Below are 21,233 nucleotides of genomic sequence, written 5' to 3' on the forward strand. Positions count from 1 at the left end.
TGGAGCGGATGACGAGACTCGAACTCGCGACCCTCACCTTGGCAAGGTGATGCGCTACCAACTGCGCTACATCCGCACACACTCACTTCAAAAGTGTTGCTCTTTGTGAAGTTGTGCGGTTCAAGACTTTAATCTGTCCGCTACCCCAAGGACAAATCGCCCCCTTGTAACTCACATTCTTCGTGGTCACTGGATTGTAGGAGTGCTGTTCATTGGTCCTCATGGCTATTCACGCCACCCCGATTATGGCCTTTTGGCAACCTGGTGTTAATGTATCCCTCGCGTTTAAAACGCAATGGTCCTATGGCTCAGTGGAAGAGCGTTCCGTTCACACCGGAAAGGTCGCTGGTTCGATCCCAGCTAGGACCACAAATCAAAGTCCGCCGTATGTTCGGCGGACTTTTCGTGTTGATCCACCCCGGGTTTGGCCGTCTGGAGTGTCTTTGGTCGCCTACCTTCAATGGGCGGGTGTGAAAAATTACATGGCGAAAAATCGCCTCAGGTAAAGACCCTGGCAGAAGGTTTCTATCCGCTGGTAGTTGTAGCTGAAATGTAATATTTTGCACCGCGGGAAGGCGCCTTCCGGCTGCAAGGGGCTAAGAGTTCAACGCGGATTTCGGGTTTCCGCGGAAGCACCATGCGGTAATGCCGCAGAGGACGGCAGCGGCAAGGGCCTGGAAGGCGACGACGGCTTCGTGGGCGCGTGCGTAGGCGGGAGCGGCGGCGTCACGGGTGGCGGGGTTGAATACGGCGTCCATGCCTAGGTGGGCGATGTCCTCAGGGAGGAAGGCGAGGAGGAGGGAGGTCAGCATTGTGCCGGAGACGGCAACGGTGATGAGGGTGCCGAATTCGTAGGAAACTTCTTCCACGCTAGCTGCCATACCGGAGCGTTCGGCGGGGGCAGCGCCGATGATGGCGATGGAGGAGACAGACATGGCGAAGTTGGCGCCGGCGCCAAGGATCATGAAACCAGCGAGGAAGATAGGAAAGCTGTCCAGGTTCGAGCCCCACCAGGACACGAGTGCGCCGACGACGCAGGCGGCGAAGCCGCTGCAGACGATGGTGCGGAAGCCAACGCGGTGCAAGATAGCACCACCGGCGATGGAGAGGGGCAGGGCAACCACACCGACGACGCCGATGGTGAGGCCGGCGTGGAAGGGGGTGAAGCCGTCCACAAGCTGAAGGCGCTGAGTGGTGGTCATCTCTAGGCCGATGACCACGAACATGGCACCAACTGCTGTGATTGCGCCACCAGCGAAGATGGGGTTTTTAAAGATGTCGAAGGTGAGAAGCGGTTCCGGCAGCTTCTTCTGTCGGCGAGCGAACATGAAGGCGCCGAACAGCATGACGGCGACAGCGATGGCCAGGATGGTCACGTTGGTGTCCAGGCGTGCTGTTTCCTTGATCACCATGGTGAGGCCGGACAGTGCGAACAGGGCGTAGATGGAGGAGAAAACGTCCCATTTCTTCGCCGGATTCGGCTTGTTTTTCGGTCCGATGAGGATGGTGAGGAGGAAGGTGAGGATGACAACGGGGACGTTGATGAGGAAGACGGAACCCCACCAGAAGAACTCCAGAAGAAGACCACCGACCACGGGGCCAAGTGCGGCGCCTAGAACTGCGGCGGAAACCCAGATACTCATAGCCACGTTGCGTTCCCGTTCTTCAGGAAAGATTTGGTTCACTAGGGCGAGGGTGGCGGGCAGCATTGTGGCGGCGCCGGCGCCCAAGAAGGCACGGGCAATGATGAGGGCCAGCGGGGTGGGGGAGAACGCCGCGGCAAGGGAAGCAAAGCCGAAGATGACCAGGCCGATCATGAACATCAGCCGGTGGCCAATCCGGTCGCCCAGGGTGCCGGTGCCCAGGAGTAGGCCGGTGATCACCAGCGGGTAAGCGTTGATGATCCACAGGGATTCGGTAGCGGAGGCCCCCAACTGCTCATCAAGTGCGGGTAGAGCCGTGTACAGGATCGAGTTATCCAGGGCGACCATAAGCAGGCCCAGTGATACAACGGCGAAAAAGGGCCAGCGGTTTGCGCTGGCGGGGGTGTTGCTTGACGGATTTTTAGGGGAATTCACGCGGTCAACCTACCCTCTTGAGCAGACATTTGTCACACCAAGAGGTGCAATCGCGGTGGCGGGGAGGCTAGCGTGGTGGCAAGTGAGACGTCGATAAGCGAAAGAGAGCTGGACCACAGTGAAGAAGAAACTCGCCGCAGCGATGGCGGCAGCGATCCTTTCCGTGGCTGGCGCGCCGGCTGCACTGGCGCATGACTCCGTGATCGATGCTGATCCGGGAGTTGACGCAATAGTGACGGAGTTTCCCACCGAACTCGTGCTGGTTTTCTCCGGCATCCCGCGAGACGGCTTCAACACCATCGCCCTGTCCCGCATGGACACGAATGAAGTGCTGTTCAGTGGGGAACCCACAGTGGACCGGCAAAACGTGAGCATTGACGTGCCGGAAGGGCTCGACCCGGAGCCCGGCCAGTACCGCATCGGCTTTCAAATCACGTCGTCTGATGGACACGCAACCAAGGGCATGACGCAATTTACTTACCAGCCCCCCGGGACGACTGTGGAAGCTGAAGCCAGTGATGAGGGCGAAGGGAAGCCGGATAAGGCGCAGCAGAATGCCGACGAGCCCCAAGACATCATTGGCGGCTACATCTGGGTGTGGATTCTCTTCGGTGTCGTGCTTGTCGGCGGAGCCGTCATTGCGCTGCTGGGGCAACGTCAGCGCAATGGTCAGGGCAAGACCAACCGTGACTGACAACTAAGGGGATAACCGGAGTAAGATCACCCGCAGTGCCCGTGCCGGGCTCATGTGGCGCGCGCGGAGCAACACCCAGAACAAACCAGCGGGCGCGGCCAGGTATGCCGCCCACGCGTGAGCGCAAAAGGAGCGCTGAATAGCTTATGTCCACCGGGATTGCCCCAACTGCACTGATCCACGACCCGTTTGAGGTCCCGGCAGGCACGCCTGTTGGCGCGGCGATGAGGGAACTGGAGTTGCCTAACAAGGGCGATGAGGCCATCGTTTGCGTCCAGGATGCTGAAGGTAATTTGAAGGACCTCTCGCACGTGCCGGAGTCAACCGCCAGCTTCACTCCGGTGGCAGCGAACACGGAGCTGGGGCGCAGCGTCATCCGCCACTCCTGCGCGCACGTGTTGGCGCAGGCAGTGCAGGAAGAGTTCCCGGATGCGAAGTTGGGCATCGGTCCGGCCATCAATGATGGGTTCTACTACGACTTCGACGTCAAGGAGCCGTTCACCCCTGAGGATCTGAAGTCGCTAGAGCGGCGGATGAAGAAGATCATCAAACAGGGCCAGAAGTTCGTCCGCGGTGTGTATAGCTCGGCGGAAGAGGCGGCTGAGGATCTAAAGGATGAGCCGTACAAGCTTGAGCTGATCCAGGACAAGGGCTCCGTGGACCCCAACTCGGATGAGGCGACGGAGGTGGGCGCCGGCGATCTGACGCACTATGACAACGTCAACCCGCGCACCAATGAGGTTGTGTGGCACGACCTGTGCCGTGGCCCGCACGTGCCTACCACCAAGTACATTCCGGCTTTCGCCCTGACGCGTTCGTCTGCCGCGTACTGGCGCGGCGACCAGTCCAACGCTGGCCTGCAGCGCATCTACGGCACCGCATGGGAGTCCAAGGAGAAGCTCGACGAGTACCAGCACATGCTGGCGGAGGCGGAGAAGCGTGACCACCGCCGCCTGGGTACGGAGATGGACTTGTTCTCCTTCCCAGACCAGGTTGGTTCCGGCCTACCTGTCTTCCACCCGGACGGTGGCATCGTGCGCATGGAAATGGAGAACCATTCCCGCAAACGCCACTTGGAGGCGGGCTACTCGTTTGTGAACACCCCGCACGTGACCAAGGGGGACCTGTTCCAGCAGTCTGGCCACCTGGATTGGTACGCCGACGGCATGTTCCCGCCCATGCAGCTCGACGGTGAATGGGATGAGGAAGGCAACTGCACGAAGCAGCCGGTGGATTACTACACCAAGCCGATGAACTGCCCGATGCACAACCTCATCTTCGATTCCCGTGGCCGTTCTTACCGTGAGCTGCCACTGCGCCTGTTCGAGTTCGGCACCGTGTACCGCTACGAGAAGTCCGGCGTGGTTCACGGCCTGACCCGTGCGCGCGGTTTCACGCAGGATGACGCGCACATTTACTGCACCGAGGAGCAGCTTGAGCAGGAGCTGACGGACGTGCTGGAGTTCATCATCTCCCTCCTGCAGGACTACGGCCTGGATGATTTTTACCTGGAGCTGTCCACCAAGGACCCGGAGAAGTACATCGGTGATGATGAGATCTGGGAGCGTTCCACCAACATCCTGGAATCCGTGGCCACCAAGTCTGGCCTGGAGCTTGTTCCGGACCCGGCGGGTGCTGCCTTCTACGGCCCGAAGATTTCGGTGCAGGCGCGCGATGCGATTGGCCGTACCTGGCAGATGTCCACGGTGCAGCTTGATTTCAACCTGCCGGAGCGCTTCAACCTGGAGTACACCTCCCCGGATGGTTCGAAGAAGCGTCCAGTGATGATCCACCGTGCTCTGTTCGGATCTATTGAGCGTTTCTTCGGTGTGCTTCTGGAGCACTATGCTGGTGCGTTCCCGACGTGGTTGGCGCCGCACCAGGTGGTGGGCATTCCTGTCGCTGATGAGTTTGCTGGCCACCTGGATGAGGTTGTCGCCCAGCTGCGTGCACGCGGGCTGCGCGCAGAGGTGGATCACTCTGATGACCGTATGCAGAAGAAGATTCGCACCCACACCACCGGCAAGGTTCCGTTCATGCTTCTGGCCGGTGCGCGAGATGTTGAGGCCAATGCGGTGAGCTTCCGCTTCCTCGATGGCACCCAGGTCAATGGTGTGCCTGTGGATGAGGCAATCAACCTGATTACCGCCTGGGTGGAGGAGCATATCAATGAACAGCCGAGCGAGGAAGCCATTGCAGCCCGGCGCGGATAACGCCTCCCAGGGCACGAACGGGCAGGACTACGTTGATCAAGGCGTGGGCGAGCCCGATCGTCTTGTGCGCTTGTGGGCGCCGTACCGGTCGAACTACATTTCGGCGACACCGGAGGAGCGGGCCAACAAGGATCCATTCCTCGCGGCACCACAGCTCTCGGACGAGGATGGGCTGATTATCTCCCGCGGCAAAACGGTCTACGCGCTGCTCAATTTGTACCCCTACAACGCTGGCCATCTCATGGTCGTGCCCTACCGCAAGGTCGCAGAGCTTGAATTGCTTGACGACGAAGAGACGGCCGAACTCATGGCCTTTGCCAAACTCGCTGTGCGCACTTTAAAGCGCGTGTCCCGGCCGGAGGCCATCAACGTTGGGTTGAATCTGGGAAAGGCTTCGGGCGGGTCTGTTGGGGACCATCTGCATCTGCATGTGGTTCCGCGGTGGGCGGGGGATTCCAATTTCATGACCGTGATTGGGGGAACGAAGGTGCTGCCACAGCTACTGAGGGACACGCGCGCATTGTTGGCACAGGCGTGGGCTGAGATTGTCGAGGGGGAGGCGAATGTTTAGCGCGCGGGCTCGCCGCCCCATCGCGGTGGTGGTGGATTCGGTGGCGAGAGCACTGCTCCGGATTGGTTTGACACCGAACATGGTGACGGTGGCCGGCACAGTGGCCACGATGACGGCCCTGGTTCTGCTTATTCCTAGTGACCACTTGATCTGGGCGACGGCGCTCACCGCGCTGTTTGCTGCCATGGACCTCATCGATGGGACGATGGCGCGGATGCGCGGGGGTGGTACTGCTTTTGGCGCGACCTTGGATGCCAGCTGTGATCGGTTGACCGATGGTGCGCTGTTCGGGGCAATTGCCGTGTGGTTGATCTACACCGAGCAGGCACATCCTTCAGCGGTGGTTGTGTGTCTCATTGTCCTGGTGCTGTCGCAGGTGATCAGTTACATCAAGGCACGTGCGGAGGCAGGTGGGCTGACGGTTAATGGTGGGCTCATCGAGCGCGCCGAACGGATCATTATCGCCTTGGTGGGTTTGTTCCTGCAGGGGGTGGGTGTGCCCAATGCGGTAGTTGTTGCGCTGTGGGTACTGGCAGTGGGGTCTGCCGTGACTGTGGTGCAGCGTCTCGTCCTTGCCTCCCGCGACCCGAAGGCATCCACGCGGATTGCGCCACCTAAGGGCGCGCCGGATCCCGCAAATGCAGGCGAGTAAAGCCGTGAAGGAATCCCTAGTCGCCGCCGGTTACATGGCGGGGTGGAAACTCGTGCGTCACATGCCTTATGGCATGGCAGCAGCCCTGTTCAATACGGGGGCTGATATCGCCTCCGACCGTGGGCGCGGTGCGGACATGCTTCGGCGGAATCTCACCCACGTCGTGGGTGCGGAGAATGTCACTCAGGAGTTAGTGCGTGCCTCCATGCGCTCCTATGCCCGTTACTGGTTGGAGGCTTTCCGGCTGCCAGCTATCGCTGGCAAGCCAGAACTCATGGCCACGTTGGATGATGCTCTCATCGGACGCGAACACGTGGATGCCGCGGTGAACAGTGGCAAAGGCATGGTGATCACCCTGCCGCACTCGGGTAACTGGGACATGGCGGGAATGTGGCTTGTGGGCAGGTATGGCGGATTCGCCACTGTCGCGGAACGCCTCAAGCCGGAGGTGCTTTTCAATGCCTTCGTGGACTACCGCGAATCCCTTGGCTTTGAAGTTCTCGCAACAACGGGTGAGGAGACACCGCCGTTCCAGCGCCTCAAAAAAGTCGTGCAAGCAGGGGGTGTCGTATGCCTCATGGGAGAACGCGACATGACACCACGCGGGGTACCCGTCACCTTCTTCGGGGAACCCACAACCTTTCCCGCAGGGCCGGCGAAGCTGGCCATGGAAACAGGCGCAAGCCTCCACGTCGCCCACTCCTGGTTCACCGGAACCACCCGCGCGCCGGGGTGGGGATTGAGCTGCTCCGGGCCGCTCGAAGTCACGGACCTCGAGCAGACAACGCAACGGGTGGCAGATCTCTTTGCCGCTAACATCGCAGCACACCCGGCGGATTGGCATGCGCTCCAACCAGTGTGGCCGCATCAGCGGCGGGGCAGGTGATTCCGCGATGCGTATTGGCATGGTGTGCCCGTATTCCTTTGATTATCCCGGCGGCGTCCAAGCACACATCTTGGATCTTGCCCGCGTTTTTACTGAAGCCGGGCATCGCGTTGAAGTTCTCGGCCCAGGGACGCAGCTAGCGCGCGAGCAAGATTTGCCCAGCTACGTCACCTTGTCTGGCCCAGCAGTAGCGCTGAGCTACAACGGATCCACCGCCCGTCTGTCCTTCGGGCCACGCGCTTTCCGTGCCGTGCGGGATTTCCTGCAGCGTGGCCAATTCGATGTGGTGCACATCCATGAACCCAACGCGCCGAGCCTGTCGCTCATCACGCTCATGCTTGCCCGCGAACCGGTGGTGGCCACTTACCACGCCTCAGCATCGAAATCGCTGGCACTCACCATCGCCCGTCCGTTCCTCCGGCCCCTGCTGGAAAGAATTCAGGCTGGTATCTCCGTCAGTGAGATGTCGCGCCGCTGGCAGGTGGAACAGCTCGGCGGCGACCCGGTGCTCATTCCCAACGGGGTGGATACGGCAAGGATGAAGGTTGGGGGCCGGAGGGGCGTCGATAAGCATTCGCACATCGTTTTTCTGGGGCGTATCGACGAACCCCGCAAAGGCCTTCCCACCCTTCTTTCTGCGCTGGAGATGATGGAGACCTCGCCGCGCGTGACCGTGATCGGCGGGGGCGAGCATACGGACACGCCTGGTGTCGATTTTGTGGGGCGCGTGAGCGATGAGGACAAAGCGGCGATTCTGAACAGCGCGGATATATATGTTGCGCCGAACACGGGCGGTGAATCTTTCGGCATTGTCCTCGTGGAGGCAATGGCGGCGGGCTGTGCTGTGGTGGCCAGTGACCTGGAAGCTTTTGCAGCTGTCTGTGATGCGGAGGCAGAGCAACCAGCAGGCATGCTCTTCCCCGTGGGGGATGCCCGCGCCCTCGCTGAGGTTCTGGATCGTCTCGTGCGTGACCGGAAGGCCCGTTCTGCGCTCGTCGCTGCGGGAATGAAACGCGCCGAGCTGTATGACTGGGAGCACGTATCCGCTGAGGTCATGGACGTATACATCACAGCGATGGGCGGTGAGAGCCAATGAGTGCGCCGATAGTGATCTCGATTGTGCTTCTTCTCCTCGCGGCCCTAGGTCTGTGGGCAATGTTTACCGCTCAGCGGCTTGATCGCCTTCATATCCGCGTGGATCGCGCCCGCCGCGCGCTCGATGAAGTGCTCATCAGCGCACCCTCGAGAAGCCAGCGCCGCCACGACCTGGCCGTGCGGTTTTACAACAATGCGGTGGCTGACACGCGCCGGCTGAGGCTTCGGCCGATCATTCGGATGCTGCGTCTGGCCGGTACGGCGCCACTGCCGGAGTTCTATCCATTTGCCTAAGGTCGCCCAGATTCATTGGCCTCGCGCTATGGTTATGTTTCATGGATTTTGATGTACCCAAGATCGATGAACTTTTGAACCTGGAGCAGCTAGACACCAATATCTTCCGCGGTAAAGGTGTATTTAGTGGGCTCCAGCGCACCTATGGTGGCCAGGTGGCAGCGCAAAGTCTGTCCGCAGCAACGAAGACGGTGGATGCGGACAAGGTTGTCCACTCGTTGCACAGTTACTTCATTCGGCCAGGTAAATCCGACCAGGACACCATTTTTATGGTGGACCGCGTGCGCGATGGCCGTAGTTTTGCCACCCGTCTTGTGCACGCGATCCAGGATGGGGAGACGATTTTCTCCCTCGAAGCCAGCTTCCATATCACCAACGATGTGGGCATTGAACACTCCGACAAGATGCGTGAAGTGCCGCCACCAGAAGATGTCATCCCGCTTGAGCAAACCGGTGGCCCTTTGAAGTTCTTCTCCATGTGGGCCAAAGACTGGGACGTGCGCATTGTGCCGGACAATGATTTTGCCCACAACCCGTACACGCCTAGCCAGCAGGTAGTGTGGTTTAAGTCCCGCAATGAACTGCCGGATGATCAGACCTTCCACATCTGCACACTGGCGTACATGTCTGACCTGACGCTGCTGCACTCAGCGCTGGTTCCGCACCGTGACCACAAGGTGCAAATGGCCTCCCTTGACCACGCGATGTGGTTCCTGCGCCCATTCCGTGCGGATGAGTGGATGCTCTATGACCAGGTATCCCCATCAGCCCACGGTGGTCGCGCACTGACCCAGGGCCGCATTTTTGACTCCCACGGTAACCTGGTTGCGATGGTGGTGCAGGAAGGCCTCACCCGCACGTTGGCTGAGGGCAAAGTCGCCTTTGAGTAGTGGCGCAAAAACCGGCTGAGAGGGTCGGCGTATACTAGGCAGCCGACACTTTAGCCAGAGGAAAGGGGAGATGGCGCATGGCAGGCCACTCAAAATGGGCTACTACCAAGCACAAGAAAGCTGCGAATGACGCGAAGCGCTCCAAGTTGTGGGCGAAGCTGATTAAGGACATCGAGGTCGCGGCTCGTACTGGCGGTGGTGACCCGGCGGGCAACCCAACTCTCGATGACATGATCCGCAAGGCCCAGAAAGCTTCTGTGCCGAAGGACAACATCGAGCGTGCCCGTAAGCGTGGCTCCGGCGAGGAAGCTGGCGGTTCCGACTGGGAGGACATCACGTATGAGGGCTACGGCCCGAACGGTGTTGCCATGCTCATTCAGTGCCTGACGGATAACCGTAACCGTGCTGCCACTGAGGTCCGTACCGCGATGACGAAGAACGGTGGCAACTTGGGCGAGTCAGGTTCCGTTGGCTACATGTTCAGCCGTAAGGGTGTGAACACCGTGGTCAAGGGTGACCTGACTGAGGACGATGTGCTCATGGCTGTGCTTGAGGCCGGCGCCGAGGAGGTTAATGACCTGGGTGAGCACTTTGAGGTCGTCTCCGAAGCAACGGATCTTCACGCTGTGCGTGACGCGCTCAAGGAAGCAGGCATCGAGGTTGAGGAGACGGACCAGGACTTCCGCGCCTCCGTTGAGGTTGATCTGGATCTAGACGGTGCGAGGAAGCTTGAGAAGCTTATCGACGCATTGGAGGACGCCGACGATGTCCAGAACGTGTACACCAACATGACGATGTCGGATGAGGTGGCTGAGGCGTTGGCTAACGAGTAGCCCATTGCCGTATGCAGATACCCGGTCTTCCGCGTGGGAGGCCGGGTGTTCGTGTTCTTGTGGTAGAACAAATGTGTGACTCCGAAGGTCGGGGTAGCAAAGGGGAACCATGAACCTTGAGGGCCTGCGCGTGATGGGCATTGACCCGGGCTTGACCCGGTGTGGCCTGTCTGTGATTCAGGCCGGCAAGGGACGACAGGTTATCCCGGTGGCGGTGGGTGTTGTGCGCACACCGTCGGATGCGGAGCTAGCTCATCGTTTGTTGCGTCTTTCTCATGCTGTTGCCGAATGGATGGATGACTACAAGCCGGACGTGGTGGCGATGGAACGCATCTTTGAGCGCGGCAATGTGTCCACCGTGATGCAGACTGCCCATGCTGTCGGCGTGATGGTGCTCGCTGCTGCGGAACGCGATATCCCGGTGTATATGTACACCCCGTCTGAGGTGAAGAAGGCTATCTCCGGCAACGGCCGCGCGGACAAGAAACAGATGACGGCGATGATCACGCGCATCCTGGGCCTGTCCGCACCACCCAAACCAGCAGACGCGGCTGATGCTTTGGCGATTGCCGTGTGCCACTGCTGGCGTGCGCCCTTGCTCGCCCGTGGTGCTGCCGCAGCTGCTCTTGCCCCCCAGGGCGCGGCATCATCTCTGCGCAACCCCGTGAATGGAAAGGCTTAAGTGAAACCATGATTAATTCTCTCAACGGTGAAGTGATCTCCATTGGGCTCGACCATGCGGTGATTGAGTGCTCCGGGGTGGGGTACCGCTTCCTGGCTACTCCGCCGACCCTGGGTCGGCTGGTGCGTGGGGAGAACGCGCGTGTGCTGACTTCGATGGTGGTCAAAGAGGACAGCATGACTCTGTATGGGTTCACTGATGATGATGGGCGCAGCATGTTCCACCGGCTGACCACCGTGACGGGTCTTGGCCCGAAGCTGGCCATGGCGTCGCTCTCCGTCTTCGAACCAGCCGAACTGGCCGGCCACATCACCGCGGGTGATTCGAAGGCAATCCAGGCAATTCCCGGTGTGGGCAAGAAGATGGCGGATCGTTTGATCCTTGAACTCAAGGACAAGCTGAAGGGCGTCTATGCCACGCCGGAGGCAACTGGTGTCGCGAGTACCGATGCAGCACCAGCCACCGCGAGCGGTTCCTTTGCTACGGAGCAGGTGGTGGAAGCACTCGTTGGCCTCGGCTTCCCAGAGAAGGGCGCACGCACCGCAGTTGGAGCTGTGATCGAGGAAGACCCAGAGGCGGATTCCTCTACTTTGCTGCGCGCGGCGCTGAACCGTTTGGGGAAGAAATAGAAGAGGAGGTGCAGTGACTGATGTCTGATGTGGAAAAGACAGAGTTTGAGTTGCCGCCAGAATTGGCGCGACAAGTGAATTCGCCGATTGATGCGAATGAGCAGACAGAAGAACGCGACTACGAGAAGTCACTGCGCCCGAAATCTATTGATGAGTTCATTGGTCAGCCAAAGGTTCGGCAGCAGCTCGGCCTAGTGCTGGAAGGGGCGAAGAAGCGCAGTGTGACGCCGGATCACATTCTGTTGTCCGGCCCACCGGGTTTGGGTAAAACGACGATGGCGATGATCGTGGCCCAGGAGTTGGGCACCTCACTGCGCATGACTTCGGGCCCGGCCCTTGAGCGTGCAGGGGACTTGGCAGCAATGCTGTCCAACTTGATGGAAGGCGATGTGCTTTTTATCGACGAGATCCACCGCATCGCACGCCCTGCCGAAGAAATGCTCTACATGGCCATGGAGGATTTCCGGATTGATGTGATCGTGGGCAAGGGCCCCGGAGCAACGTCTATTCCGCTGGAGATCCCACCGTTTACTCTCGTCGGTGCAACAACGCGGGCCGGTATGCTCACCGGCCCGCTGCGTGACCGCTTCGGCTTCACAGCACAGATGGAGTTCTATGACGTCGATGATCTCACCCGCGTGATCACCCGTGCGGCATCCATCTTGGGCGTGGAAATTGACCATGATGCGGCGGTGGAGATCGGCTCCCGTTCCCGTGGCACACCGCGTATTGCGAACCGTTTGTTGCGCCGCGTGCGCGACTGGGCAGAAGTCAATGGTGACGGGCGCGTCACAGTACAAGCGGCAAGTGAGGCGTTAGAAGTCTTTGACGTCGATGAGCTTGGCCTTGATCGACTAGACCGAGCCGTCCTGGAAACGCTGATCAAATCCCACGGTGGTGGCCCCGTTGGAGTGAGCACGTTGGCCATCGCGGTAGGGGAGGAACCGTCCACTGTGGAGGAAGTGTGTGAACCTTACTTGGTGCGTGCAGGGCTGATGGCGCGTACCGGCAGGGGGCGCGTTGCCACAGCTGCAGCCTGGCATCACTTGGGTATGACACCCCCGCCAGAGGCGCCGGGACAGCTGCACCTGCTGTAGTTACCGTTGTATGTAAGAATTGTGTCTATGGAAATTCTTCTTCTCCTCTTTATTTTTGCTCTTTTCGCCCTGCCGACGTTGATCATGTCGCGCTCTCACCGCAAGCGCGTGGAAGAGGCGAAGCAGCTGCAGTCCTCCATCGTGCCGGGAGACAAAATCATCAGCGTTTCCGGCTTTCATGGCACGGTTATGGCGGGCGATGAGGAAACCGTGGACCTGGAGATCGCCCCTGGTGTGGTGGTGACCATGGAGCGCGTCGGTGTGTACAAGCTCATCAGAAAGCGGGTTGAGCCGACGATCGAAGACCTGCAAGAGCAGAAGGACGACGAATAATCATCGAGCTCTGACTTATTCCAGTTAGTTCCAACCTGCTGAGAAAAGCAGGTTGGGCTTAATTATTTCCGGGTGCATGACGTACCATCATTTTTTGGACCTTGTGCCCTCGTGTTGGGCATAAGTGAATAAACACCATTTGAATTCATCGCTGTTGAGTCAATGGCTGGTAAAGCCAGGTGGACGCAGCAGGTTATCAGGAGATCTTGTACGTGACTTCGAAGAAAACATCGAAGCGGACTTCGCGCGAAGGCGCATCGAAGAAGGAGTGGCCGGCACGGGCACTTGCGCTTTTCGCGCTTGTCCTCATTGCTACTTACGCTCTCGTCTTTTTTACGGGCGATAGGCAGGCGAGCCCCAAGTTGGGTATTGACCTTCAGGGCGGTACCCGTGTGACCCTCGTCCCGCAGGGTGAGGAGCCCACAACGGACCAGTTGAACCAAGCCCGCACCATTCTGGAAAACCGTGTGAACGGCATGGGCGTCTCGGGTGCCTCCGTGGTCGTTGACGGCAACACATTGGTGATCACGGTGGCTGGTGAGGATACGTCTGAGGTGCGCAACATCGGGCAGACCTCCCAGTTGCTGTTCCGCCCAGTGTCTCAGTCTGCTGGTCAGGTTGACCAGGAAGCCTTCCCGAAGGTGCTGGGGGAGATGGCTAACCGTTGGGTTGAGTACCGCATTATCTCTCCGGAGGAAGCAAAGACTGCTGTGACCACGTTTGCGGATGGTTTCAACCAGCAGATTGATGCCCAGAAGGACGCTGTAGAGGACGGCGAAGACGCTCAGGCAGTCCAGCTGCCGGGGAAGATTACTACCCCGGAGATCACAGCACAGCCGAAGGCTGAGCCGGAGAACTCGCTGGAGGCCGCGGACTTCCGCCAGGAAGCCACCGCGATGCTGCGTGATGACCGTCAGTCTGAGGACCCAACTGCGCTTCAGGCTGCTGCGTTTTTGATGAAGTGCCAGCCGGCCACGCCGGAGGCACCAGCGCCGGCTGATCCGTTGGCTGGTACGGATGATCCGGCAAAGCCGCTCGTTGCGTGTGATTCCAACACAGGTTCACCGATGTTGCTCGACCCTGTGCCACTGCTGCAGGGCGTGGAAGATCCGAACGGTCCGCGATTGACGGGTAGTGAGATTGATACGGACCGTCCGATCACCGGCGGTTTCAACTCGCAGACGAGCCAGATGGAGATCAGCTTCGCCTTCAGCCAGGCCGGTGAGCACAACGGCTCCTCCACGTGGGCGGCGCTGACATCCGCGATGGTGGGCCAGCAGATTGCCATCACGTTGGACTCCCAGGTGATCTCGGCGCCGCAGATTCAGTCGCCGACTCCGGTGGGCTCTGCAACGTCGATCACAGGTCAGTTCACTCAGGAAGAGGCAGAGAACCTGGCTAACAACCTGCGTTACGGTGCACTGCCACTGTCCTTCGCCGGTGAGAACGGTGAGCCGGGTGGCACCGCAACGACGGTTCCGCCGTCACTGGGTATCGCCTCGCTCAAGGCAGGCATCATCGCTGGCCTGGTGGGCTTGGCGCTCGTGGCAGCATTCGTGTTCTTCTACTACCGCCTGTACGGCCTGATCTCGCTCTTTACGCTGCTGTGTGCTGGCCTGCTGGTCTACGGTGCGCTTGTGCTGCTGGGCCGCTGGATTGGGTACACGCTGGATCTGTCCGGTGTGGCTGGTCTGATCATCGGTATCGGTACTACTGCAGACTCCTTCGTCGTTCTGTACGAGCGCGTGAAAGATGAGGTGCGTCGTGGCAGAACATTCCGCTCGGCCACCCTCAACGGTTGGGAGCGCGCGAAGGACACGATTATCACCGGTAACTTTGTCACCTTGATCGGTGCTGTGGTGATTTACTTCCTCGCCGTCGGTGAGGTCAAGGGCTTCGCCTTCACCATGGGCCTGACAACGATCTTCGACCTGCTGGTCACCTTCCTGGTCACCGCACCGATCATGATTCTGGCTTCCCGTAAGAAATTCTGGAGCAAGCCAGCTGTCAACGGCATGGCTAAGGCATTCGAGGCGGGACGGCTGAACCCGGAGGCGGTGGGGCGGACGCGGAGTCGTCGTCACGCTGCTAAGGCCGATGAACCTGCAACCGCAACCGAGACGAAGGAGAACTAACTGTGAGTACCTCCATGAACTCCAAACAATCGGACCCGGTTGGTGCAGACACAGCCGCGGGCAACATCAACGCTGAGGAGCACCGCGCGACTGGTATTGAGCGCCTGTACGAAGGCAAGGGTGCGATTGACTTCATTGGTCGCTCCAAGCTGTGGTACACCATCTCCGTTGTGTTGTTGGTGATTTCTATCGCGGCGATTGCGCTGCGCGGATTCAACCTGGGCATTGATTTTGAGGGCGGCACGAAGATGAGCATGCCCGCCGGTGACCTTGTGGTTGAGCAAGTTGAGGACACCTTTGTTGAAGCCACTGGTGTGACTCCGGAGCTGACGCAAATCGTCGGTGCCGGTGATTCGCGCACGTTGGAGATCAACTCTGAGCTGTTGACCCAAGAGCAGATCGACACCGCCCGTGAGGCCATCTACAAGGCCCACGAGCCTAAGGACGCTGACGGAAATGCCACCCCGGATGCGATTGGTGATTCGACGGTGTCTGAGTCGTGGGGTTCCACGATTACAGAGCGCATGATCCTGTCCATGGTTATCTTCCTCATCGCCGCGGCCGTGTATGTTGCCGTGCGCTTGCAGCGCAACATGGCTATCGCCGCGATGGTCGCATTGCTTTTCGACGGTGTAGTGATCCTAGGCATTTACGCCCTCTTCGGCCTTGAAGTCACCCCGGCAATGATCATTGGTCTGCTGACGGTGCTGACCTTCTCCCTGTACGACACGGTGATTGTGTTTGACAAGGTGAAGGAAAACACAGAAGGCGTGCTTGATTCGCGGCGCTCCACGTATGCGGAGGAAGCGAACCTGGCTGTCAATGAGACTCTGATGCGTTCTATTTCCACTTCGGTTATTTCTGCTCTGCCGATTATCGCGCTGATGATCGTGGCAGTGTGGCTGCTGGGTGTGGGTACGCTGCAGGATCTGGCGATGATTCAGCTCATCGGCGTTGTGGAAGGCGTGATCTCCTCTCTGTTCCTGGCTACCTCTTTGTTGGTCACGCTGACCAACATGCAAAAGCCATACAAGAAGCACAACCAGGAAGTGGCTGACTTCCGGGCCGGTATCTCCAGCGATGATGAGGCTTCCGGCACGAAGGATGTCAAGCGCACCGTCTCCGTTCCAGCTGGAACTGCTGAGGTTGAGACGAATGATGAGGACGCGGCCTCAGAATCCTCCGTGACCACTACTTGGCGTCCAACCCGAGGCTAAGAGCCGGAGCCAGAAGTCTAGGTGTGGGGAAGGATCGACCGTGTGGAAACAACGAAAAACCAGGCGTACTAACCGTCTGAGCTTCAAGCGCATCAACGCGGTGGCAGCCATGACTGTGGCCACTGCGCTGGTGCTCGCTGGCTGCTCCTCGGGCAGGGATGGTGCATCTGCATCAGGTGCTTTGGATTCCTTCGGCTACCAGCTGCCGGTGCCGCTGGTGACCACGAATGCTGCAACGAATCTGGGCGATTCGATGAAGATGCAGCGACTGTCCGGTCGTATCTTCCCCGGTGCCTTCATTCCGGGGCCGTCTGGCCAGCGGATTCCTAACACCGATTTGGTGCACACCCAGGTTCTGCCGGGGCCCCAACGCCAAATTATTTACACGCTCACTGATGAGGCCGTGTTCTCCGACGGCGTGCCGGTGACGTGTGATGACTACAAGTTGGCTTTCGTGGCTGGTTCGAACCCGCGCATCTTCTCCTCGCACCTCCCACAGATGCAGCAGGTGGCTCGTGTGGACTGTGCACCCGGCGCCAAGGAATTCACCGTGGTGTTTGAGGAAGGCAAGGGCGGCCGTTGGCGTGAGCTCTTCGGTGCGGGCACTGTGCTGCCGGCGCATGCCGTGGCAAAGAAGCTGGGGATGGAAACATCCCAGTTGACACAGGCGCTTGAGACCTCCGATCCGGATGTGCTGGCGCGTGCCGCACAAGTATGGCGCTACGGCTTTAGTTTGGCGGAGTTTGATCCGGAACTGCAGGTCTCCTTCGGCCCCTACAAGATCGACTCGGTGGGGGAGGAAGGGGAAGTCACCCTCATTGCCAATGAGACGTACTACGGGGATGCGCCCGGGGTGGAGAGGATCGTCGTGTGGCCTTCCTCCAAGGACACCGCAGAACTCCAGGCAGCGGGCGCGCTCATGGTAGGAGACCTGGACGATCACAACCCCGAGTGGTACAACGCCGCACCTGACCCAGATGAAGGCGGAAACGCCGATGACGCTGTAGCAGGCGACTCCACTGCGGACGCCTCCGACGGAAAGTCCACGGGCAGCGCTAAGGAGTCCGTTGACCCGTCTGCGCCAGAAGCACACCAAGAACTGCAAACCGTGATCGGGGAGATGACGGACACGCTCATCTTTGCTGATTCTGGTCCATGGGCGATGAAAGAGAACCGCCAGGCGTTGTCGAAGTGTGTGGATAATCAGGGGGTGGCGGAGGCGTCGTCAAGCATTGCAGGCATCGAGCTTCCAGCATCTCCTGTCCACGTGCTGAACCACAATGACCCGATGACGCGCCACCTCGGCGATATTGCGCAGCCGCATCTCACGGTGGACATTGAGGGTGCGAAGGCCGCTGCGGGCCTGGAGTTGCGCATTGGCTACCTTGCGCCCAGCAAGCGCTACGCCGCGATGGTGGAAGCCATCCGGAAATCCTGCGAACCAGCAGGAATCACAGTGATTGATGCCACCGGCAACGGCAAGACCCGCGGTGACCTGCTCACCGAGGAGCACCCTGTGAATGAGCACAACCCCAACAAAGAGATGGTGGACGCATATCTCGGTGCCGTTGACCCGATGGTGGAGTATGAGACCTCCGTGTCCCGTTCCGAAGAGCTGCAGTCCCTGCGCTCAGAGGAACAACGCCTGTGGGATGAGCTGCCTTCCATCCCACTATCTGCTCAACCACGCACCTTCATTGTGGATAAGAACATTCAAAATGTCGTCGTTTACACTGGCCCCGTAGGAATTGGCTGGAACATGGACCGTTGGCAGGTTCCTCGGGCCACCACTCGCAACAAGAAAGTCGGCTCTTAGAACCGTGACACACCCCGACCAGCTCTCAAGCAACAACGCAACCTTCCGTACCGCGCGTGAGGCTCTTGCCGCGAAGACGCGCTATGTCCAGGACTTTCCAGAGAAGGGCGTGCTCTTTGAGGATCTCACCCCAGTGCTCGCGGACAAGGATGCGCTTAACGTTGTGATTAGTGAATTATCCGCCGCATGCCGGGAACTCGGCGCTGACATGATTGGTGGCCTAGACGCGCGAGGTTTCTTGCTGGGCTCCGCGGTGGCCTTTGATATGGGCGTGGGCATTTTGGCTATCCGCAAGAAGGGCAAGCTTCCGCCACCCGTCATCCGTGAGGAGTACTCGCTGGAGTACGGCGAAGCCGCGTTGGAGATCCCAGCCGAGGGCATGCAGCTCGAAGGTAAGCGTGTCGTGCTTGTCGACGATGTCTTGGCCACCGGGGGCACCCTCATGGCCGCCCGTGACCTTATCCACCGTGCTGGCGGAACCGTCTGCGGTTGCGTAGTCGTACTTGAGGTGGAGGGCCTGGGTGGCCGGGAGCGCCTTGCTGATCTGCCTTTGGTAGTGCTGAACAAAGGGGAGTAGAAACCCGTTCATATTCGGAGGGGCCTGAGTACACTAATCGGAAGTGTTCGCCCCTGGAACTTGGAGGAGCTGTAAGTGACGTCCCACGATAGGCCGCAACGTCGTTCCGGGACGTCCGTGCGCAGTGTTTCCGCCCGCCTCGCGCGGTCCCTCACCGGTGGTCGACCGCGGTCCAATCCGGTTTTGGAGCCGTTGCTGTCTATCCACCGCAAATACCACCCGCGTAGTGGCGTGGAAGATATTTCCCGTGCGTATGACACGGCTGAGCGCCTGCACGAGGGAGTGAGCCGCAAGTCCGGGGACCCGTACATCACGCACCCTTTGGCAGTGGCCACCATCTGCGCTGAAATCGGCATGGATACCACCACCGTCATCGCCGCGTTGCTGCATGACACGGTGGAGGACACCGACTACTCCCTGGATGACCTCACTGCCGATTTTGGGCCGGAGGTGGCCCGTCTTGTGGACGGTGTGACCAAACTGGACAAGGTCGCCTTTGGCACTGCTGCCGAGGCAGAAACGATCCGCAAAATGGTCGTGGCCATGGCACAGGACCCGCGCGTGCTGGTGATCAAGGTTGCGGATCGCCTGCACAACATGCGCACCATGCGCTTCCTGCCACCAGAGAAGCAGGAGAAAAAGGCGCGCGAAACGCTTGAGGTGATCGCGCCACTGGCACACCGCCTGGGCATGGCCACGGTGAAGTGGGAACTCGAAGATTTGGCCTTTGCCATCCTGTATCCGAAGAAGTACGAGGAGATCGTCCGCCTTGTCGCGGAGCGTGCTCCCTCACGTGATCGGGCGCTCAAGGAGATCACCACTGAGATCCACAACGAGCTCAAAGCCAATGGCATCAAAGCGGACGTCATGGGCCGCCCGAAACACTACTGGTCGATCTACCAGAAGATGGCGGTGCGCGGACGTGACTTTGCGGAGATCTTTGACCTTGTAGGCATCCGCGTTCTGGTGGACACCGTCAGCGACTGCTATGCCGCGATCGGCGTAGTCCACTCGATGTACTACGCGATGCCGGGACGGTTCAAGGACTACATTTCCAACCCCCGCTTCGGCGTGTACCAGTCACTGCACACCACGGTGATGAACCACTCTGGCCGCCCGCTGGAAATCCAGGTGCGCACACACGAGATGCACTACAATGCCGAATTCGGTGTTGCTGCGCACTGGCGGTACAAGGAAACCAAGGGGTCCCACAAGGGCGACCAGGCTGAGATTGACCAGATGACGTGGATGCGTCAGCTACTTGACTGGCAGAAGGAAGCAGCGGACCCCAACGAGTTCCTCGACTCACTGCGCTATGACCTGACATCGGCTCAGATCTTCTGTTTCACCCCGAAGGGTGACGTGATCAACCTTCCTGCTGGCTCCACTCCAGTGGACTTTGCCTACGCCGTGCACACGGAGGTCGGCCACCGCTGCATCGGCGCGAAGGTCAACGGCAAACTCGTCGCACTGGAGTCCACGCTGAAGTCGGGCGACAGGGTAGAGGTCTTCACATCCAAGGACAGCAACGCCGGCCCGTCCCGCGATTGGCAGGAGTTCGTTGTCTCACCCCGCGCGCGGACGAAGATCCGCCAGTGGTTTGCTAAAGAGCGCCGCGAAGAGCACTTGGAAGCCGGCCGTGACGCCCTGGCTGCGGAGGTGCAGCGTGGTGGCCTGCCATTGCACCGCCTCTTCACCGCCGAATCCATGAACAAGGTGGCTACCCAGCTCGGCTATGAGGGCGTTGATGGGCTGTACACCGCCATCGGCGCTGGCAATGTCTCCGCGAAGCATGTTGTCAGCATGCTCATGGACATGTTCGGCGATGAGGATGACGCCGTTGATGCCTTGACCTCCCGCGCACCATTCTCCGAAATGGTGAAAACGCCCACGCGCACGGACGGACCGGGCATCCTCGTCGAAGGCTCTCCGGACGTCATGGCCAAGCTTGCACGCTGCTGCCTCCCCGTTCCCGGCGATGACATCTTTGGTTTTGTCACCCGTGGCGGGGGCGTCTCCGTCCACCGCTCCGACTGCACCAACGCCGACAAGCTCCGCCAAGAATCTGCCCGGCTTATCGACGTCTCCTGGGACCGCGGCTCCCACCACGGCGCCTCCATGGCCACCATGCAACTCGAGGCCTTGGACAAGCAAGGCCTGCTGGCGGAACTCACCCGCGTGCTCAATGACCAGAAGCTGCCCGTCGTTGCCTTCAACCACCACTGCGGCGACGACCACATTGCCACCGTCCGCTTCACCTTCCAAGTCTCTGACACCAAGCAACTTGGCACACTGATGAACCAGATCCGCAACATCGAGGGTGTTTTCGACGTCTACCGCGTCACGGCCTAGCTGGCCTCCCTCGCTCGCACTATCCCAGTCGCGCGCGTTCCGCACCTGTTGCCACACGCGCACCAGCCATGACAGCTGTACCTCTGTCCCCTATTTCACCGTGCTCCCTAATTGTTTAGAAGACTGAAATGGTAGCGGTGTGGTGAGTATCTGGTAGCGCCTGAGTGAGTATCCGGTAGCGGAGGCTCG

19 protein-coding genes and 2 tRNA genes are annotated in these 21,233 nt (G+C 59.7%); 19 read left to right on the top strand and 2 right to left on the bottom strand.

The features are described 5' to 3' along the window. A tRNA-Gly gene (locus QP968_RS02245) sits at positions 1-76 on the bottom strand. A gap of 221 nt (positions 77-297) precedes the next feature. Between QP968_RS02245 and QP968_RS02250 the strand changes: the two genes are divergently transcribed. Further along, positions 298-369: transfer RNA gene (locus tag QP968_RS02250), tRNA-Val, on the top strand. 227 nt (positions 370-596) lie between these two features. Here the strand turns inward: QP968_RS02250 and QP968_RS02255 are convergent. Then, positions 597-2,078 (bottom strand): MFS transporter, encoded by a 1,482-nt coding sequence (locus tag QP968_RS02255; protein WP_284854802.1) that lies wholly within the window; start codon positions 2,076-2,078, stop codon positions 597-599. Between the two features lie 118 nt (positions 2,079-2,196). On the opposite strand from QP968_RS02255, the gene QP968_RS02260 reads away from it, so the two are divergent. From QP968_RS02260 to QP968_RS02345, 18 genes are all read left to right on the top strand, one after another. Next, complete coding sequence (locus tag QP968_RS02260; protein ID WP_284854803.1) at positions 2,197-2,772, top strand: copper resistance CopC family protein; 576 nt, start codon at positions 2,197-2,199, stop codon at positions 2,770-2,772. 146 nt (positions 2,773-2,918) lie between these two features. Continuing rightward, a complete protein-coding gene (thrS, locus tag QP968_RS02265; protein WP_284854804.1) occupies positions 2,919-4,985 on the top strand; it encodes a threonine--tRNA ligase in 2,067 nt (688 codons plus the stop codon). Further along, complete coding sequence (locus QP968_RS02270) at positions 4,942-5,556, top strand: ATP adenylyltransferase (RefSeq protein ID WP_284854805.1); 615 nt, start codon at positions 4,942-4,944, stop codon at positions 5,554-5,556. Before thrS ends, QP968_RS02270 begins: the two co-directional genes overlap by 44 nt. Further along, positions 5,549-6,208, top strand: a complete 660-nt coding sequence (gene pgsA, locus QP968_RS02275) for a phosphatidylinositol phosphate synthase (protein WP_284854806.1) — start codon at positions 5,549-5,551, stop codon at positions 6,206-6,208. The genes QP968_RS02270 and pgsA overlap by 8 nt, the downstream gene beginning before the upstream one ends. Then, positions 6,195-7,094: a phosphatidylinositol mannoside acyltransferase gene (locus tag QP968_RS02280; RefSeq protein WP_284854807.1), complete on the top strand. Its 900-nt coding sequence runs from the start codon at positions 6,195-6,197 to the stop codon at positions 7,092-7,094. Before pgsA ends, QP968_RS02280 begins: the two co-directional genes overlap by 14 nt. 7 nt (positions 7,095-7,101) lie before the next feature. Next, positions 7,102-8,190, top strand: a complete 1,089-nt coding sequence (locus tag QP968_RS02285) for a glycosyltransferase family 4 protein (protein ID WP_284854837.1) — start codon at positions 7,102-7,104, stop codon at positions 8,188-8,190. Beyond that, positions 8,187-8,483, top strand: a complete 297-nt coding sequence (locus QP968_RS02290; protein ID WP_284854808.1) for a hypothetical protein — start codon at positions 8,187-8,189, stop codon at positions 8,481-8,483. The genes QP968_RS02285 and QP968_RS02290 overlap by 4 nt, the downstream gene beginning before the upstream one ends. Before the next feature lie 41 nt (positions 8,484-8,524). After that, entirely contained in the window at positions 8,525-9,373 is an 849-nt protein-coding gene (locus tag QP968_RS02295) for an acyl-CoA thioesterase (RefSeq protein WP_284854809.1), read from the top strand. 77 nt (positions 9,374-9,450) lie between these two features. Beyond that, positions 9,451-10,206 (top strand): YebC/PmpR family DNA-binding transcriptional regulator, encoded by a 756-nt coding sequence (locus tag QP968_RS02300; RefSeq protein ID WP_284854810.1) that lies wholly within the window; start codon positions 9,451-9,453, stop codon positions 10,204-10,206. Between the two features lie 109 nt (positions 10,207-10,315). Continuing rightward, a complete protein-coding gene (gene ruvC, locus QP968_RS02305) occupies positions 10,316-10,888 on the top strand; it encodes a crossover junction endodeoxyribonuclease RuvC (protein WP_284854811.1) in 573 nt (190 codons plus the stop codon). Between the two features lie 8 nt (positions 10,889-10,896). Then, a complete protein-coding gene (gene ruvA / locus QP968_RS02310) occupies positions 10,897-11,517 on the top strand; it encodes a Holliday junction branch migration protein RuvA (RefSeq protein ID WP_284854812.1) in 621 nt (206 codons plus the stop codon). Positions 11,518-11,537: 20 nt separating this feature from the next. Next, positions 11,538-12,614, top strand: a complete 1,077-nt coding sequence (gene ruvB / locus QP968_RS02315; RefSeq protein ID WP_284854813.1) for a Holliday junction branch migration DNA helicase RuvB — start codon at positions 11,538-11,540, stop codon at positions 12,612-12,614. A 27-nt stretch (positions 12,615-12,641) separates the two neighbouring features. After that, entirely contained in the window at positions 12,642-12,947 is a 306-nt protein-coding gene (yajC, locus tag QP968_RS02320) for a preprotein translocase subunit YajC (RefSeq protein ID WP_284854814.1), read from the top strand. A 212-nt stretch (positions 12,948-13,159) separates the two neighbouring features. Next, entirely contained in the window at positions 13,160-15,082 is a 1,923-nt protein-coding gene (gene secD / locus QP968_RS02325) for a protein translocase subunit SecD (RefSeq protein ID WP_284854815.1), read from the top strand. Between the two features lie 2 nt (positions 15,083-15,084). Beyond that, positions 15,085-16,299, top strand: a complete 1,215-nt coding sequence (gene secF, locus QP968_RS02330) for a protein translocase subunit SecF (RefSeq protein WP_284854816.1) — start codon at positions 15,085-15,087, stop codon at positions 16,297-16,299. A 40-nt stretch (positions 16,300-16,339) separates the two neighbouring features. Further along, positions 16,340-18,115: an ABC transporter substrate-binding protein gene (locus QP968_RS02335; protein ID WP_284854817.1), complete on the top strand. Its 1,776-nt coding sequence runs from the start codon at positions 16,340-16,342 to the stop codon at positions 18,113-18,115. A gap of 4 nt (positions 18,116-18,119) precedes the next feature. Then, the gene (locus QP968_RS02340) at positions 18,120-18,692 is read left to right on the top strand and encodes an adenine phosphoribosyltransferase (protein WP_284854818.1); all 573 of its coding nucleotides are present in this window, start codon (positions 18,120-18,122) and stop codon (positions 18,690-18,692) included. 75 nt (positions 18,693-18,767) lie between these two features. Continuing rightward, positions 18,768-21,044 carry a RelA/SpoT family protein gene (locus tag QP968_RS02345; RefSeq protein WP_284854819.1) on the top strand — a complete coding sequence of 759 codons (2,277 nt, stop codon included), beginning with the start codon at positions 18,768-18,770 and terminating at the stop codon, positions 21,042-21,044. Positions 21,045-21,233: the final 189 nt, after the last annotated feature.

It is taken from the genome of Corynebacterium sp. MSK041, assembly GCF_030232265.1.
In the GTDB taxonomy this organism is placed as follows: Bacteria; Actinomycetota; Actinomycetes; order Mycobacteriales; family Mycobacteriaceae; genus Corynebacterium.

Excerpts from the sequence above, each read along its gene's own strand:
- yajC (WP_284854814.1), top strand. The coding sequence starts at position 12,642 with ATGGAAATTCTTCTTCTCCTCTTTATTTTTGCTCTTTTCGCCCTGCCG.
- QP968_RS02290 (WP_284854808.1), top strand. The coding sequence starts at position 8,187 with ATGAGTGCGCCGATAGTGATCTCGATTGTGCTTCTTCTCCTCGCGGCC.
- ruvA (WP_284854812.1), top strand. The coding sequence starts at position 10,897 with ATGATTAATTCTCTCAACGGTGAAGTGATCTCCATTGGGCTCGACCAT.
- ruvB (WP_284854813.1), top strand. The coding sequence starts at position 11,538 with ATGTCTGATGTGGAAAAGACAGAGTTTGAGTTGCCGCCAGAATTGGCG.
- QP968_RS02300 (WP_284854810.1), top strand. The coding sequence starts at position 9,451 with ATGGCAGGCCACTCAAAATGGGCTACTACCAAGCACAAGAAAGCTGCG.
- QP968_RS02295 (WP_284854809.1), top strand. The coding sequence starts at position 8,525 with ATGGATTTTGATGTACCCAAGATCGATGAACTTTTGAACCTGGAGCAG.
- ruvC (WP_284854811.1), top strand. The coding sequence starts at position 10,316 with ATGAACCTTGAGGGCCTGCGCGTGATGGGCATTGACCCGGGCTTGACC.
- QP968_RS02280 (WP_284854807.1), top strand. The coding sequence starts at position 6,195 with ATGCAGGCGAGTAAAGCCGTGAAGGAATCCCTAGTCGCCGCCGGTTAC.
- pgsA (WP_284854806.1), top strand. The coding sequence starts at position 5,549 with ATGTTTAGCGCGCGGGCTCGCCGCCCCATCGCGGTGGTGGTGGATTCG.
- QP968_RS02285 (WP_284854837.1), top strand. The coding sequence starts at position 7,102 with ATGCGTATTGGCATGGTGTGCCCGTATTCCTTTGATTATCCCGGCGGC.
- thrS (WP_284854804.1), top strand. The coding sequence starts at position 2,919 with ATGTCCACCGGGATTGCCCCAACTGCACTGATCCACGACCCGTTTGAG.
- QP968_RS02270 (WP_284854805.1), top strand. The coding sequence starts at position 4,942 with ATGAACAGCCGAGCGAGGAAGCCATTGCAGCCCGGCGCGGATAACGCC.